The sequence below is a fragment of the Actinobacillus capsulatus DSM 19761 genome (genome assembly GCF_000374285.1).
In the GTDB taxonomy this organism is placed as follows: Bacteria; Pseudomonadota; Gammaproteobacteria; order Enterobacterales; family Pasteurellaceae; genus Actinobacillus; species Actinobacillus capsulatus.
The window spans coordinates 71,945-88,167 of record NZ_KB893934.1; the positions used below are offsets into that span (position 1 = coordinate 71,945).

Annotated in this window: 11 protein-coding genes; 5 read left to right on the forward strand and 6 right to left on the reverse strand. The window is 42.3% G+C overall.

Annotated elements, in window-relative coordinates; genetic code table 11:
• Positions 1 to 24: 24 nt before the first annotated feature.
• Genes C228_RS0104595 through C228_RS0104615 form a run of 5 tightly spaced genes read right to left on the reverse strand, consistent with a single transcriptional unit; the run spans position 25 to position 5,779 of the window.
• Positions 25 to 831 (reverse strand): heme ABC transporter ATP-binding protein, encoded by an 807-nt coding sequence (locus C228_RS0104595; RefSeq protein WP_018651515.1) that lies wholly within the window; start codon positions 829 to 831, stop codon positions 25 to 27.
• Entirely contained in the window at positions 828 to 1,814 is a 987-nt protein-coding gene (locus C228_RS0104600; protein ID WP_018651516.1) for an iron chelate uptake ABC transporter family permease subunit, read from the reverse strand. The genes C228_RS0104595 and C228_RS0104600 overlap by 4 nt, the downstream gene beginning before the upstream one ends.
• Positions 1,807 to 2,640: a heme/hemin ABC transporter substrate-binding protein gene (locus C228_RS0104605; RefSeq protein ID WP_018651517.1), complete on the reverse strand. Its 834-nt coding sequence runs from the start codon at positions 2,638 to 2,640 to the stop codon at positions 1,807 to 1,809. Before C228_RS0104605 ends, C228_RS0104600 begins: the two co-directional genes overlap by 8 nt.
• Before the next feature lie 24 nt (positions 2,641 to 2,664).
• Complete coding sequence (locus C228_RS14050; RefSeq protein WP_018651518.1) at positions 2,665 to 4,905, reverse strand: TonB-dependent receptor domain-containing protein; 2,241 nt, start codon at positions 4,903 to 4,905, stop codon at positions 2,665 to 2,667.
• 31 nt (positions 4,906 to 4,936) lie between these two features.
• A complete protein-coding gene (locus C228_RS0104615) occupies positions 4,937 to 5,779 on the reverse strand; it encodes a ChaN family lipoprotein (protein WP_018651519.1) in 843 nt (280 codons plus the stop codon).
• Between the two features lie 198 nt (positions 5,780 to 5,977).
• On the opposite strand from C228_RS0104615, the gene purL reads away from it, so the two are divergent.
• The 5 genes from purL (at position 5,978) to uhpC (ending at position 14,777) form a co-directional block, all read left to right on the forward strand.
• Positions 5,978 to 9,874, forward strand: coding sequence for a phosphoribosylformylglycinamidine synthase (purL, locus tag C228_RS0104620; protein ID WP_018651520.1), 3,897 nt, complete (start codon positions 5,978 to 5,980; stop codon positions 9,872 to 9,874).
• A gap of 55 nt (positions 9,875 to 9,929) precedes the next feature.
• A complete protein-coding gene (locus tag C228_RS0104625; RefSeq protein WP_018651521.1) occupies positions 9,930 to 10,571 on the forward strand; it encodes a DUF6037 family protein in 642 nt (213 codons plus the stop codon).
• A gap of 883 nt (positions 10,572 to 11,454) precedes the next feature.
• The gene (locus tag C228_RS0104630) at positions 11,455 to 12,786 is read left to right on the forward strand and encodes a type II toxin-antitoxin system HipA family toxin (RefSeq protein ID WP_018651522.1); all 1,332 of its coding nucleotides are present in this window, start codon (positions 11,455 to 11,457) and stop codon (positions 12,784 to 12,786) included.
• On the forward strand, positions 12,783 to 13,112 hold the full coding sequence (locus tag C228_RS0104635) for a helix-turn-helix domain-containing protein (RefSeq protein WP_018651523.1): 330 nt from the start codon (positions 12,783 to 12,785) through the stop codon (positions 13,110 to 13,112). Before C228_RS0104630 ends, C228_RS0104635 begins: the two co-directional genes overlap by 4 nt.
• A 339-nt stretch (positions 13,113 to 13,451) precedes the next feature.
• Positions 13,452 to 14,777, forward strand: a complete 1,326-nt coding sequence (uhpC, locus tag C228_RS0104640) for an MFS transporter family glucose-6-phosphate receptor UhpC (RefSeq protein WP_018651524.1) — start codon at positions 13,452 to 13,454, stop codon at positions 14,775 to 14,777.
• A 143-nt stretch (positions 14,778 to 14,920) separates the two neighbouring features.
• On the opposite strand, the gene thrC is transcribed toward uhpC, so the two are convergent.
• The gene (gene thrC / locus C228_RS0104645) at positions 14,921 to 16,204 is read right to left on the reverse strand and encodes a threonine synthase (RefSeq protein ID WP_018651525.1); all 1,284 of its coding nucleotides are present in this window, start codon (positions 16,202 to 16,204) and stop codon (positions 14,921 to 14,923) included.
• Between the last annotated feature and the right edge of the window lie 19 nt (positions 16,205 to 16,223).

The following is a 16,223-nucleotide window of genomic DNA, read 5'->3' on the forward strand; positions in this document are numbered from 1 at the left end:
AATGTTATTTAGTTATTGCAATTTTTAACGTAATAGCATTACTTGTGGGGTTGAATGGATACAATGAGGGATGATTGCTACTTCCGAGCGATACCATTTTGCAATATTAGTCTGATTTATAACCGCTTGCGGGCTGCCTTGCACCTGAATAGTTCTTTCAGCCAATAACATTAATCGATCACCGTAAAGTGCAGCAAGATTAAGATCATGCAGAATGGCGCAAACCGTTAAGCCTCGTTCATCACAGAGCTTGCGTAATAAACGCAAACAGTGTTGTTGATGGTGTAAATCAAAAGCGGAAGTCGGTTCGTCTAAGAACAAAATTTTACCCCACATATCGGGTTGCCATAGCTGTAATAAAGCTCTCGCCAGTTGAACCCGCTGCTGTTCGCCACCGGATAGATAACGATACTGTTGTTTCAGCAACGATTGGCATTCGGTTGCGGTCACGACTTGTGCTATATCCGTCTCACTAATATGGTGTTGATAGCTGCCCATTCGGATCACTTCTTCCGCCAAAAACGGAAAGTTAATTTGGCTGTGTTGTTGCATCACCGCTCGCTGATGTGCTAATGCAAGCGGTCGAAAATCGGCTAAATTTTGCAGATTGAACTGAATTTCGCCTTCGGTTAACGGTAAATAGCCGGCAAGTAGACGTAACAGCGTAGATTTTCCAGCGCCATTCGCACCGATTAATACACTGATTTCACCAGCTTTCAGCGACAAGTTGACCGATTGTAAAATAATGCGTCCGTCAATCTGATAAGCCAATTGTTTGGCACTTAATACCTCGGATAAGCGGTCAAATTCTGTGGTTTTTTTGCAAATCATCTGCCTTCCTTATATTTAATTACCAACCATAAAAAGTAGGGCGCACCGAGAAAGCTGGTCAGCATTCCCACCGGAATTTCCGCCGGTGCAACCATAGTACGTGCTAAGGTATCCGCCCATAACAATAGGATTGCACCACATACGGCGGAAGCGGGGATAACCCAACGATGATCCGCACCGAATTTAAAACGTACTAAATGTGGAATCACCAAACCGATAAAGCCGATAGCACCACTTACCGCTACCGCACAACCGACTAATAATGCACCGCTTAAAACTAACACTTTTTTTAAGCGTACGACATTCACGCCTAGATAATGCGCCTCTTCCTCGCCGAGCTGCAGTAAATTGAGTGAGCGGGCGAGTGTTAAGGCAAAACAAGCAGTCGGAATCATCACGCAACTTGCAGCCATGAGCGGTTGCCATTGCGCTTGTCCAAGGCTGCCCATTGTCCATAAACTGAATTGGCGTAATTGTTGGTCATTGCTCACATAAGTCAAAATACCGACTAAAGAAAAACAGAGTGCATTAACCGCAATCCCTGCCAACAACAACTTATTGACCGATGCTTGCCCTTGATAACCTAACCAATAAATCAACGTAGCAACTAACATACTGCCGCTAAAAGCGACCAACATTGTGCCGTATAATAGCCATTGTTCCGGCAGAATATTCGGTAGTAAGATAAACAATGCCACTGCTAAAGAAGCGCCGCTATTCACACCGATGAGCGCTGGATCCGCCATTGGGTTGTGAAACAAACCTTGAAATAACGTGCCGGCAATCGCTAGTCCGGCACCGACTAAGATCGCAAGTAAAATGCGAGGTAAGCGAATGTTTAACCAAATTTGCCACTGGCTATCGTCAAAAGTTAATTGCCACAAATCATGCCACGTAATCGAGAGTGCGCCGAGATTTGCGGCGATTATGCTACTTAATAAGAGCATAAAGACGCATCCGAATAACCAAATTGTTTTAGTCATGGTGCACCTGTTCGGCGGCTTGGCGCATTTTTAACAATTCGGTCGGTGTCGTTAGCGTGAAACCAAGAACGGCTAAATCATCTAGTACGATAACATTTTTCTTTTTAGCCGCAGGCGTTAGCGCCATACCGGGTAATGACCATACTTTATCGATCGAACCTAAACTATCTAAGCTCATTTTTGTTAGCACCAATAAATCCGGACGTGCAGCGATGACACCTTCTTGTGAAATCGGCGAAAAACGAATGCTATTTTGCATAGCATTCGTGGCACCAATTAAGCGAATAATACTATCTGCCACCGTATTTTTGCCTGCCGCCATATAATTCGAACCCGCATGATTTAGGATAAATAAAATACGGACATCTAAAGGCGAAGTGGAAACCGCTTTCAGCTCATTTGCAAACTTTTCGGCTAATTTAACCGCTTGTTGCGGCTTGTTAACTAATTTTCCAACTCGTTGGATTTTTTGCATCACGCTTTCCGGTGTATATTCGAAAGGGACGCGTTCGACCGTCACCCCAGCACTTTTTAGTTGTTCAAAGACGGCGGAAGGCTGAGCCACATCGGAACTGATCACTTTAGTCGGTTTTAGTGCCAAGATCCCTTCCACGTTTAATTGACGCATATAACCGACATCCGGCAGTTGTTGTGCGGCAAGCGGTGCGATACTAGTGCTATCTCGTCCGACAAGCGTCTGCTCGGCACCCAATGCGTAGATAATTTCAGTGACATCGCCGCCAATGCTAACGATACGTTCTTGTGCCAGCGCCGGATTCAGCCCGATACAAGCGGTTAAAAAAGCCAAAAATTTTGCCAGTTTCATGTTGTTCTCCTGCTTGTTCCGCGCTTAGAAACGAATTTCCGCACCGGCGGTGTAGGTTCTACCACGTGCGGTATTACTGAATTTATATAGCCCGGTGTCATAGTCGTAATCTTCTTGAGTTGAAGAGTTATATGAATTAAGCGCATCCAGATAGTTTTTGTTCATCAAGTTTTGTACACCGGCTTTTAATGTCAAGTGTCGGTTGATCTTATAGTTTGCGTAAAAATCAATGATCACCGGAATTTTCGGCAGTCTTTCAATCAACATTTTGCCGTCCGAATCAACACCTTCGATATGAACTCGATTCGCTTTACCGGTATATTTGAAAGTGGTGGCGAGCGTCAGTTTTTTCTCCAGTAATCGAGTGCCGAGTTCTAAGGTTGCATGATCTTTCGGTTGCACCGTATAAGATTCCGTACCAAACCCGCCGAGAATAATGGCACCGACAGAAGTTGGCTGCGTGGTTGCGCTACGAGTGTAGGAGAAATTGGTAAAGAATTGCTCTGCATCATAGTTGAGTTCCACTTCCCAGCCTTTGCTTTTTACTTTGTTTGGCGCATTCACATAAAGTTGAGCTTGTAAATTATCATCCGATAAGTTCAAGTCATTACATAAATGATTACCGCAACCGTAAAACGATTCTTTGAAAATATAGTCTTTAATATGTGAGTTAAAATAGACTACTTTTAGCCCTAACATATCGTTCTCGCTTAACAGTTTGTCTTGGGTAATGTTAAAGCCGACTTGGGCGGTTTTGGCACTTTCCGGGCGAAGAAACGGATTAACGCTTAAGCCATTACGACTGGTGTTGAATATTTCTTGAACATTCGGCGCGCGGGTCGTTTCAGCATATTCGATAAATGGTTCAAGCCAAGAGGTCACTTTTGCCGATAAATTTACCGAAGGATCGGCAGAGCTGTATTTTCGCTTCACATGTAAATGCCAAGAGGGTACGCAATAGATCGCATCATCAATATCGCATGCCGGTTTATCTCCGCTTAAACGATAGTGTGAATGGCTTGCGCCGGCTTTAAGGGTAAAAATGCCCGCCTCAAGAACACTGTTCCAGTAGAACGATTTGATTCGCTGCTTGCCTTGCGGAGCAAAAGCCGCATTGGCGACCGCACCACTGTTGTTACCATTTTCATTTATCGGCAAGTCACGCACATATTTGTTATTGAATAGGTTAAAACCTAGCGCTAAATCCAATTTGCTATGCCCAAAATCAAATTTTGCGTTATTGTGAATATCGAATGTTCTTGCTCGGTTTAAGGTTGCCGCATCATCTAATGTCCATAAGGTTGCGCCTTGGTTGTAAACCTGAGTTGTTTTTGCATCCGAGGCGAGTAGGTGTAAATTCAGCCACGGATGCGCATCGTATTTCGCTTCGAGCGCATTGGTGTAACTGTCGATTTCTCGTCCGGCTATGTTGTTATGATAAACACGGCGAGAAACTTTTAATTCACTGTTCTGTTGCGGCTTAAAGGCAATTTTAGCTAAATAAGAACGTGGTTGTTGCTCTAATCCGCTAAGGTAGCTTGCCTCTTCTGATCGAGAACCGTCACCACGGCTATAGCTTTGAGAAAGTTTATGTTTACTCAATGCAAATAAACCGCTGAGACTGCCGGTTTGTAACACATTGTCTTTGGCGGCAACGGCAAGCATACCGTTGCGCCCTAAACCGTTCGAGCCGATATTCAGTTTGGTTAATGCACCGACTTTACGGTTTTCTAATAAAATGTCTTCCGCATCAAGGGTTTTAAAATTGGCACTACCCATTAATGCGTTTACACCGGCCGCACCGTCTGAATGCCCTTTCGCAACGTCAACACGTGTCAAAAAGTTTTGGTCGATTAATGCACCGAATTGACTCATCGGTCCGTTTCCCTCATGGAATTTTCCGCCGCCGTTTGCTGATGTGCCGAGTTGTGTTTGTGGTACGCCGTCCACCATCATATTCACACGACCTAAGCCGGTCATATTACGGATATTCACGCTTACCGCGCCTTGACCGGGATCGATTTGTGTATAAGCACCGGCAATCGAGCGTACCACGCTATCCAGATTCTGCATTGCATTTTCGCCGACACCACGGCTGCTTGCCGCACCGGCTTTACCGTATGATTTGAAATTCGCATTAGTTTGGCTTTTTTCTAATACGTAAACTGGATCGAGTGCCAGATTTTGTTCCGTCGCCATACTCGGTAGGCTTGAGATACCGGCTAAACTACCGAGCAATAGTTGATTTAAACGCTTTAATCTCATTCATTCCTCTTAATTATAGATGTTATAAAAATTACTCAGTAAACCAAACGTAATCGGCCTGCTGTAGCGTGACGGCTTCAGCTTCCGAACGTTGACTTTTAAGCATTATTGAAATTGTTTTTGCTTTATTTTTGTGATCAAAGTCTTGTAAATGGAGCGGGACGGCTAGGTCTTTACGCACGTGATTATTACCCGCCACCAAGAGGGCATAAGCGGTCGAATTTTGCGTATTTTTTACTAACATTTCCGCCATACGGCGGTCACGAAATTGCTGTACGGTAACCGCTTTTTCTAAGATGTTCGGTGGTAATGAGTGATGCGCTTGAATCAGTTGCGCCAATTGCATTCGTACTTGTGGTGTAACAGAAATTGAGCCTCGTAACGGCTGCGCTCCAGCATATAAGGTCTTTACTTCAGTTTCAGTTAAATTAGCGGCAATTAACGGTATCGTTGAAGACAAACGGCTAATGATTAAGTCTTGATATTGATGCCAATCCCAGTGCTTCCAGCCGATTTGTGCCGGAACTTCTTTGGCTAACAATGTTGTTTGCTGTTGTTGCAATTGATTGATTTTTGCTTGTTGATCGACCGACAGCATTTCTAATATCACTGCGGCAAGCGGTCGTTTTTGCGCTAATTTTTGCACCAAGTAAGTTTCGATTTGATGGTGAACGGGTTGGTCATGCTCTTCACCGATCAATATATAAGTGTAAGTGGGTAAGCGTTGTAGTAATTCTGATAGGGAAAGCGATTGTTGAGTTTTCAAATCGATAATGTTGCCAAGTGAATGTAGTTGTTGTTCTGAAAGTGATTTTTGAGCGCAACCTAATAAAAAAAAGCTCAAACTGAGCAATAATGAAAATTTCTTTAGCATATAAAAACATAGTTATAATAATAAAAATGATTTGCATTATATTTTTAATCTAAAGAATTTCAAGAGAACACTCATAAAATTTCTGTGAAAATAAAATCTGATTTTCGTGTTATTTGAGTAAAACTTTGCAATGCAAACGTTTGCGTTATCCGCTATAATGGCAGAGAATTTTTTTATTTTTCAAATACGGAATCAACAATGACTGTACAAACCTTTCGTGGCTCTCCTGCCCTCTCTGAATTTCGTCTTAACCAATTCCAAACCAAATTCCAACAAAATGCGTTACCGGTAAAATCGGTCTATGCGGAATATGTGCATTTTGTCGATTTAAATGCTGAACTTAGCGCAACACAAACCGCTGAAATTAAAGAGCTTTTACATTACGGTCCGACACTCACCGAACATGAGCCGACCGGTTTTTGCTTAATTGTGACCCCTCGTATCGGCACGATTTCTTCATGGTCTTCAAAAGCGACCGATATTGCGCACAACTGCGGTTTACAAGCGGTAAATCGTATCGAACGCGGTTTAGCTTACTATTTTGAATTCAGCGCAGAGCCGACGGCGGCACAAATTGAAACCTTAAAAGGTTTATTACACGACCGAATGTTAGAAACGGTGTTGGATAACGAAGCGCAAGCGGCAAATTTATTTGCTCAACAGGAGCCGAAGCCATTTACCACCGTAGATATTTTGAATGGCGGTCGTAAAGCGTTAGAAGAAGCGAATGTGAACTTAGGTTTAGCGTTAGCGGATGATGAAATTGATTATTTAGTCGAAAATTTCACCGCTTTAAATCGTAATCCGAATGACATCGAACTTTATATGTTCGCACAGGCGAACTCAGAACACTGTCGCCACAAAATCTTTAATGCGGATTGGACGATTGACGGGCAAAAACAAGAAAAATCATTATTCAAAATGATTAAAAACACCTTCGAGAAAACGCCGGACTACGTGCTTTCAGCTTATAAAGATAATGCGGCGGTAATGGAAGGTTCGAAAGTCGGTCGTTGGTTCCCGGATCAAGACGGTCAATACCGTGCGCACCAAGAAGATGCGCATATCTTAATGAAAGTGGAAACCCATAACCACCCAACAGCAATTTCACCATTCCCGGGCGCAGCAACCGGTTCCGGCGGTGAAATTCGTGATGAAGGTGCAACCGGTCGCGGTGCAAAACCAAAAGCAGGTTTAACCGGCTTCTCGGTTTCTAACCTTGTGATTCCAAACTTTGAACAGCCGTGGGAAAACCAACTTTCAAAACCGAATCGTATCGCTTCGGCACTCGATATTATGATCGAAGGCCCATTGGGCGGCGCGGCATTTAATAACGAATTCGGTCGTCCGGCGTTATTAGGTTATTTCCGTACTTATGAAGAAAAAGTAAACAGCTTTGCCGGCGAAGAAGTACGTGGTTACCACAAGCCGATTATGCTCGCAGGCGGTATCGGTAATATCCGTGCTGAACACGTACAAAAAGGTGAAATTCCGGTAGGTGCGAAATTAATCGTGCTTGGCGGTCCGGCAATGAACATCGGCTTAGGTGGTGGTGCGGCTTCGTCTATGGCTTCCGGTAAATCAAAAGAAGATTTGGACTTTGCTTCGGTACAACGTGAAAACCCGGAAATGGAACGCCGTTGCCAAGAAGTGATCGACCGTTGTTGGCAATTAGGTGAAGACAACCCGATTTTATTTATCCACGACGTGGGTGCGGGCGGTTTATCTAACGCAATGCCGGAATTAGTTCACGATGGCGATCGTGGTGGTAAATTCGATTTACGTAAAATTTTATGTGACGAAAAAGGTATGTCACCGCTTGAGATTTGGTGTAACGAATCGCAAGAACGTTATGTATTAGCGGTTGCGCCGGAAAAATTAGCGTTATTTACCGAATTATGTGAGCGTGAACGTGCGCCGTTTGCAGTGATCGGTGAAGCGACCGAAGAGAAACATTTAACCCTTAAAGACGATCATTTCGACAATAACCCGATTGATTTACCAATGAATGTGTTACTCGGTAAAACACCGAAAATGCACCGTGACGTTTCGTCAAAAACCGTTGAAAATCAACCGTTTGATAGCCAACAAATCCAATTAAAAGAAGCGCTACATCGTGTGTTACGTTTACCGGTTGTGGCAGAAAAAACTTTCTTAATCACTATCGGTGACCGTTCGGTAACCGGTATGGTGGCACGTGATCAGATGGTCGGTCCGTGGCAAATTCCGGTGGCAGACTGTGCGGTAACCACAGCAAGTTTAGACAGCTACCACGGCGAAGCTATGTCGATGGGCGAACGTGCGCCGGTTGCTTTATTAGATTTCGGTGCGTCTGCACGCCTTGCGGTGGCAGAATCGATCACCAATATCGCTGCGACCAATATCGGTGAATTAAAACGTATTAAACTTTCGGCAAACTGGATGTCGGCAGCAGGTCACGAAGGTGAAGATGCTGGTCTTTATGAAGCGGTAAAAGCGGTCGGTGAAGAGCTTTGCCCAGCGTTAGGCATTACGATTCCGGTAGGTAAAGACTCAATGTCGATGCGTACTACATGGATCGAGGATGGTGAGCAAAAATCAGTAACTGCACCGCTTTCATTAGTGATTTCGGCATTCACTCGTGTGGAAGACGTACGTAAAACCGTTACACCACAGCTACGTACTGATAAAGGCCTATCAAGCCTATTATTAATCGATTTAGGTGAAGGCAAAAACCGTTTGGGTGCGACCGCATTAGCGCAAGTTTACAAACAACTCGGTGACAAACCGGCGGATGTAGTCAATGTAGAGAGCCTCAAAAACTTCTTTAATGCAATGCAAACCTTGGTGGCGGAAGACAAATTACTTGCTTATCACGACCGTTCGGACGGTGGTTTAATTACTACTCTTGCGGAAATGGCGTTTGCCGGCAACTGCGGCGTAGAAATTGATATTTCAGCGTTAGGCGATGATGATTTAGCGGTATTGTTCAACGAAGAGCTTGGTGCGGTTATTCAAGTAAAAGATGCGGATTTAGCGCGTGTGCGTGAAGTGTTAAATGCACATAATTTACTGGGCTTAACCAAAGATTTAGGTACGGTACACGAAGACGATCGCTTTGTGATTAGCCGTGGCAGCCTCAAACTTCTTAACGAAAAACGTTCGGAATTACGTGGTATTTGGGCGGAATTAACTCACCAAATGCAACGTTTACGTGATAATCCGGAATGTGCGGATCAAGAATTTGAAACCAAAAAAGACCCGAATAACAAAGGCTTATCGACTTTTTTAACCTATGATGTTAACGAAGATATTACCGCACCGTTTATCAATAAAGGCGTGAAGCCGACTATTGCTATCTTGCGTGAGCAGGGCGTAAATAGTCATTACGAAATGGCGGCAGCATTCGACCGTGCCGGCTTTAATGCGATTGACGTACATATGTCAGACTTAATGGCGGGCAGAAGAAATCTTAAAGATTTCAATGCGCTAGTAGCATGTGGCGGCTTCTCTTACGGTGACGTACTCGGTGCTGGCGGCGGTTGGGCGAAATCGATTTTATTCAACCCAATGTTGCGTGAACAGTTCAGCCAATTCTTTGCGAACCCAAACACCCTTGCATTAGGTGTGTGTAACGGTTGCCAAATGGTTTCAAACCTTGCGGAAATTATCCCGGGTACAGAAAATTGGCCACGTTTCGTGCGTAACAAATCGGAACGCTTTGAAGCACGTGTTGGCTTAGTGAAAATCAACGAAACCAACAGCCATTGGTTCCAAGGTATGGCGGGTTCACACATGCCGATTGCCGTTTCACATGGTGAAGGTCAAGTGGAATTCAAATCGGCACAACAACTTGCCGGCTTAACCGCACAAAAACTTGTGATCGCACAATATATCGACAACAACTTACAACCGACCGAAGTTTACCCGGCTAACCCGAACGGCTCGGTAAACGGCATCACCGCAATCTCAAACTCAGACGGACGTGTAGCCATCATGATGCCACACCCAGAACGTGTTTACCGCGCAGTCAGCAACTCATGGCATCCAGAAGACTGGACCGAAGATGGGGCGTGGATGAGATTGTTTAGAAATGCGAGAGTAGCATTGAAGTAATAATTATTTAGAAGGGTAATAGTTTCTACTATTATCCTTTTTATAGGAGTTTTATATGCCAATTAGATTCCAAAATTTACCATTGTTATTAAATAGCATGAATCAGTTAGGCTGGGTTATTGATGCCTTTAGATTTGAATATAATAATGTACAGACTATCGTAATTCTGCGGTTATATGCTGATAATGAACATAAACCTAATATATATGCTCAAGCTAAATTAGAGTTTATTGATGTGAATGATGTGAATCATAGCATTGAAGCATATTGTGATTTTTATGAAGTACACTTTCATAATACGCATCAATTCTGTCACTTTTTCAATATACAACCAGAAAATGGAGGTCATTGGAGAGATATATTTGTTCAGTTTGCAGAGCTATTTTCAGATGTTATTCCGCAAGAAAAAATAATACAAAGAAATAATGTGTTAGAAAACCAATTAATAGTTCGTAGACTTGAGCCAAATAATCCTAATGCTATTTATTGTTATGATGTACGACGAAATGGGCATAAGGAAAATGGTTCACTTAATGTTAGAAGTCTTGAGAATAGCAATAAGGCGGAATTATTACGTCCTATTTTATATGCTCATTTTAGAGCGGATACTAATCTAAGTTTTTTCTTTAGTGAAGATCTGAATGATGAAATGAATGATATGGAAATTATAGAGCGTTTTGCAAATCGAAATAGATAGTTTTATAAACAACAAGCGGTTGGATCTGCAAAAAATCTTGCAAATTCAACCGTTTGTTGTTTTTACTCCAGCCCAAACTGAGCATATAACCGCGTACGAGCCGTACGTGGTTAGGAGGCTCTTCAAGCCTGTTGAGCCACGCTGTGGCTCATTTTTTATCTCAAAGCCTTATCCCAAAAGCTATCTAATTCCCAATTTTGTGGAATACCCATATATTCTTTCTGAATGTTCGGATAACTATCTAACAGTTCCTTCAAGCGCTTTGCCCATGTCGAATTTGGGCTGATGGTATAAAGTAGCACTTGAATTGCGACTAAAATCGGGTAAGAAGTTTTTCTGTATTGATATGTGTATTGTTTAAGAGAACTGATAATAAGGACTATTAAGTTGAAAGGTATTATATAAGTGAAAAACCTGCAAATTTGTGCGTAACTAAGAAAACTCAGTCATAGGCATAGCAGGTATGTTGGGCAAAGTATATCAAAATGATATTTTTGTCGCAAACAAGCGGTTAAATTTCCTTAAAAATTTACAAAATATTAGGGAATGTGACTCCCGATGGTGCCCGTCTCCCGGCGGGTGCTTTTTCTTTTCTATCCTAGCTAATTATCAGCACTCGTCAGGAGACGAGCGCTATCATTTATAGTATTTTTGTTGTTTTTACTCTAGCCCAAGCGGGGCATATAACCACGTACGAGCCGTACGTGGTTAAGAGGCTCTTCGAGCCTGTTGAGCCACGCTGTGGCTCTGTATTTTTGTGTTTCCTATCCGTAGAACTTAGTTATATGTAGCCGAAAGCAGTTTGTTGATCTTAGATTATAGCTTGTTCCATAAGTTTATTTTGTGTAATATATCATACAAAACAAGCCAAAAAGGTGAGGTTATGAGTGATATATCAATCAAAAGTAAAAAATTAACATTGCAGACCTATGTTGATAATCTATGGCGAGATATGGCGGAGCTTTATTTCAATGCTCAGTATGAATTAAAGAGCATGGAATATTTAACAGACTATGCCATCGATTTTTTTGGGCAAGCGAATGCCAGATCCATATCAATTAATTATCCTGTAAATGTGTTTATTGATCATGCTGATAAGCTGATGACTACGCTTGCCGATATTATTCCGGCCGGAGCGAGTCGGCGTTATTGGCTGGAAGCTCTTGATATCAAGCACTTATCTATTTCTCATCAAAATTACTTATTGTTAAAAAATGGCGCAATATCCCCTATTGGCAATGTCCGAGTTAAAGAGGCTGTGCCCAAAATACAAAGTGAGCGTTATTTTCCATTAAATGTGGTACAAAACAGGCAGAGTGATTTTTTAGAATATGCAAATCAGACAGGAGCTATTGTAGGCGGAGCGACTGGGGCTGGGGGAGAAGCCCCAAAGCTATTACTTAAACGTCAAGATAAACAAGTTTGGATTGATAATTTACAATTAGGTCTAGATTGCGATACGGCTTATTTAGTGAAATATCCTCGTGGGAATTATTCAGAGTTGGACTGTGATATTTTAAGAGCTGAATATCATTATTATCATGAGCTGCGTGCATTAGGGTTTTCAACTATAGATACTGATCTAATGAAATTAGAAGAGGGGGAACGTTATCCGTCTTTATGGCTACCTAGATTCGATATGAAGTTCAAAGATGGAAAATGGGAGCGATATGCTATGGAATCGGTTTATTCTATGTTGCAAAGATACGGTGGAAATCTTGATCATGAACAGACTATTCGTAACTTGCTCAATGTTATTTCAGCTTCGCAATTTTCTAATGATTTTGATAACCAGCATTTTGTTATTGAATGGGTAAAGCGGGATTTGTTGAATATTGCTTTTGGAAATAGTGATAATCATGGCAGAAATAGCGCATTTTTACGTGATGATAATCGTATTTGGCTATCCCCAATCTATGATTTTGCTCCAATGCGGGCAGATCCGGAAGGTATTATCAGAACGACCACTTGGGCTAAAAATGGAGATAACCCTCAAGAATTCGCCGGAGAATATCGCTTTGATAAAATAGCTGACGGTTTATCTGACCTTATTGAACCAGATATATTGTTAAGAAAATTAAGAATGCTTGCCACCCAATTAGTAGATTTAAAATCTAGACTTACGAAGCGAGGTGTTCCGAAAAGCATTTTAGACTTTCCCGCAATTGGTTTTGATTACTTACCTGAGAAGTTACAACGTTGGGGGCTGGTATGACGATTCAACATAAAAATTCCTCACCAACGCGCCCTAAAATTAATGGCATTGAACGACAATTAATCCGTGAAACGATTATAGTGCAGCTCTTAAAAGGTGAGATTAGCCAAGGACAAGCGCTGCGTCGATTAAGAGTGGAAGCATTGGGAATAAACCAGCAAGATTATCTGAAATTAGCGAAAGTTTCTCGGCAAACACTTTCTAATATTGAAAATGATAAGGGAAATTATAGTATAGAAACGATTAATCAGGTTTTTAAACCGATGGGGCTAAAGCTAGGTCTTATGCCGATTTCAAAAGACTTGATGGCTTCCTTTCTTAAATAATTACCAGCACCTGTCGGGAGACGGGCGTTATCGTGTAATGTTAAAACAAGCGGTCAAATTTCCCTAAAACTTTACAAAATATTAGGGGAATTTGACCGCTTGTTGTTTTTACTCCAGCTCTAGTGGGGCATATAACCATGCACGAGCCGTACGTAGTTAGGAGGCTCTTTGAGCCTGTTGAGCCACGCTGTGGTTCTTGGTGAAAACCTTTAGTGAAATCAAATAGGCTGTAAATACTATTCTCGCACGTTATTAAAATGTGATAGTGGTCACTTTTTTAGCGTGCATTTTCATATATAGTCCGGTCGGATGAGTAAATTTTCTGATTGGGAGTATCAAATGAATATGTTTAAAGAAGCACCGGATCTTCCTGTGACAAAAACAAAAGAGGAGATCGATAAAACGTATCGTTATTGGCGGATACAGTTGATGTTGGTCAGTTATGTCGGTTATGCAGTTTTCTATTTTACCCGTAAAGGTTTTAATTTTGTGATGCCGGCAATGTTGACCGATTTGGGGCTGCAAAAAGCGGATATCGGTATGATGGGAACGGTATTTTATTTGACCTACGGCGTATCTAAGTTTTTATCCGGTGTCATCGGAGATCGTTCTAATCCGAGATATTTTATGGGATTAGGCTTAATGGCAACTGGCTTGGTGAATATCTTCTTCGGGATGAGTTCTTCCATTTTTATGTTCGTTACGTTGTGGATGATTAATGCGTTCTTCCAAGGCTGGGGCTGGCCACCATGCTCGAAAATTTTAAACACTTGGTATTCTCGTAATGAGCGTGGTTTGTGGTGGGCGATTTGGAATACGTCGCATAATTTAGGCGGTGCGGTGATTCCGTTACTCGCAGGGGCGGCAACTTTAGCCTGGGGCTGGCGTTACGGAATGATTATTCCCGGTGTGATTGCGGTTGTTGTCGGGATTGGTTTGTGTGTTTTATTGCGAGACAGACCGGCTTCAATGGGGCTGCCGACTGTAGGGGAGTGGCGTAATGATATTGCGGAACAAAAACATGAAAGTGATGGTTTGGGCTTAACCACATGGGAAATCCTCAAACAATACGTATTTAAAAATACAATCATTTGGGCGTTGGCGATTTCTTATGGTTTGGTTTATATCGTTAGAACCGGTATTAATGACTGGGGTAACTTATATTTAACCGAGGCCCATCATTATGATTTATTGCAAGCGAATACGGTTATCGCATTCTTTGAAATCGGGGGCTTTTTAGGGGCGTTATTTGCAGGCTGGGGTTCTGATAAATTCTTTAAAGGTAACCGCACACAAATGAACATTATCTATGTGGTAGGGATTATTTCGGTTGCTTTGGGGTTATGGTTGATTCCAAGTGATGATAAATTCATTATGTCGAGTTTATTCTTCTTGATGGGCTTTTTTATCTTTGGACCACAATTCTTAATTGCGATGGCGGCAGCGGAAAACTCACATAAATATGCATCCGGCGCATCAACCGGTTTTGTGAGTTTATTCGCCTATATTGGTGCGGCAATTGCCGGTTTACCGTTATCATTGATTATCGAACAATTCAAATGGAACGGTTTCTTCAGCACGTTATTCATTATCTCATTAACTTGTGCGCTATTACTCGTTTTAGTGTTTATATTGCAAAACAGACGAAATCAAGCGATTAGCTAAGTGTTGATTTCACTCCAGCTCCAGAGGAGCTGAGTTATGCTTAACCTAGTACGGCCTAGGAGAACTGTCAGTGCGGGTGCTATCGTGTTTTTAGGAGAATAAAAAAGCGCTCATTTCTGAGCGCTTTTGTTTTGATAGCTAGATTAGTTGTTACCTGCTAACAAATATTCACGTAATTTTGCGAAATCTGCTGGCATTGTGTCAGATAAAAGTTCCATTTTGTTGTGTTTATCCAATGCTTCTGGTAGCGGTAATTCGATGTTAAGAATACGTTCTACGCTTTCTTTGAATTTCGCCGGGTGAGCGGTGCAGAGGAAAATACCAGTTTCGCCTGCTTGAAGCTGATCTTTTAACGCTTGGTAAGCGATCGCACCGTGCGGTTCGCATAAGTAGCCTTCCGCATATTGTGCTTTTAATGCCGCTTCGGTTTCTGCGTCATTTAATGCAGCCGAACCTAAATCGCTTAACGTCCAGCCGTTGCGTTTAAATAATTCTTCCACACGAGACCAGTTGTTCGGGCGACTTACGTCCATTGCGTTTGAGAGGGTTGCAACCGTTGCATTTGGTTCCCATTTACCTGATTTTAAGTAACGAGGTACAGTGTCATTCGCATTGGTTGAAGCGATAAAACGTTTGATTGGTAAGCCTAAGGTTTTTGCGATTAAACCTGCGGTTAAGTTACCGAAGTTGCCACTTGGTACTGAAACCACTACGTCAGCACGTTTTGCTTTCGGTAATTGCGCTACCGCTTCAAAGTAATAACAAACTTGCGCTAATAAACGGCTGATATTGATTGAATTTGCTGAGTTTAAGCCGATCGCTTGACGTAATTCGGCATCGTCAAACGCTTGTTTAACTAGCGCTTGGCAGGCGTCAAAATCTGATTCAATCGCTACGGTACGAATGTTGCCGCCTAAGGTACAGAATAATTTTTCTTGTAACGGGCTGATTTTGCCTTTCGGATAAAGGATCACCACATTGATATTTTCTAAACCGTAGAATGCGTGTGCAACTGCCGCACCGGTATCACCTGAGGTTGCGGTTAAAATGGTGATTTTGCCGTCACCACGCACGCTTGCAAGCGCTTGTGCCATAAAACGACCGCCGAAGTCTTTAAACGCCAGTGTCGGTCCGTGGAACAGCTCAAGTGCATAAATATCGTCATTCACTTTTGCGAGCGGTGCGGGGAAGGTAAATGCATTTTTTACCATAGCATTTACCGTTTCTTGCGGGAGCTCTTCACCAATCAGCGTCGTAAGAATTTTTTGACTGCGCTCAACTAAAGGTAAATCGAGTAACGCCTCAATATCGTCAAATTTTGGTAACACTTCAGGGAAAAATAAACCCTGATCTTTACCTAAACCTTGGCGCACGCCTTGTGCAAAATTCACTTGTTCTTCGGGGTGTTTGATGTTGTATAAGTTCATTAGGATGGGTCCTTTATAT

Coding starts and splice junctions, on each gene's coding strand:
- C228_RS0104595 (WP_018651515.1), bottom strand. CDS start 831: ATGATTTGCAAAAAAACCACAGAATTTGACCGCTTATCCGAGGTATTA.
- C228_RS0104600 (WP_018651516.1), bottom strand. CDS start 1,814: ATGACTAAAACAATTTGGTTATTCGGATGCGTCTTTATGCTCTTATTA.
- C228_RS0104605 (WP_018651517.1), bottom strand. CDS start 2,640: ATGAAACTGGCAAAATTTTTGGCTTTTTTAACCGCTTGTATCGGGCTG.
- C228_RS14050 (WP_018651518.1), bottom strand. CDS start 4,905: ATGAGATTAAAGCGTTTAAATCAACTATTGCTCGGTAGTTTAGCCGGT.
- C228_RS0104615 (WP_018651519.1), bottom strand. CDS start 5,779: ATGCTAAAGAAATTTTCATTATTGCTCAGTTTGAGCTTTTTTTTATTA.
- purL (WP_018651520.1), top strand. CDS start 5,978: ATGACTGTACAAACCTTTCGTGGCTCTCCTGCCCTCTCTGAATTTCGT.
- C228_RS0104625 (WP_018651521.1), top strand. CDS start 9,930: ATGCCAATTAGATTCCAAAATTTACCATTGTTATTAAATAGCATGAAT.
- C228_RS0104630 (WP_018651522.1), top strand. CDS start 11,455: ATGAGTGATATATCAATCAAAAGTAAAAAATTAACATTGCAGACCTAT.
- C228_RS0104635 (WP_018651523.1), top strand. CDS start 12,783: ATGACGATTCAACATAAAAATTCCTCACCAACGCGCCCTAAAATTAAT.
- uhpC (WP_018651524.1), top strand. CDS start 13,452: ATGAATATGTTTAAAGAAGCACCGGATCTTCCTGTGACAAAAACAAAA.
- thrC (WP_018651525.1), bottom strand. CDS start 16,204: ATGAACTTATACAACATCAAACACCCCGAAGAACAAGTGAATTTTGCA.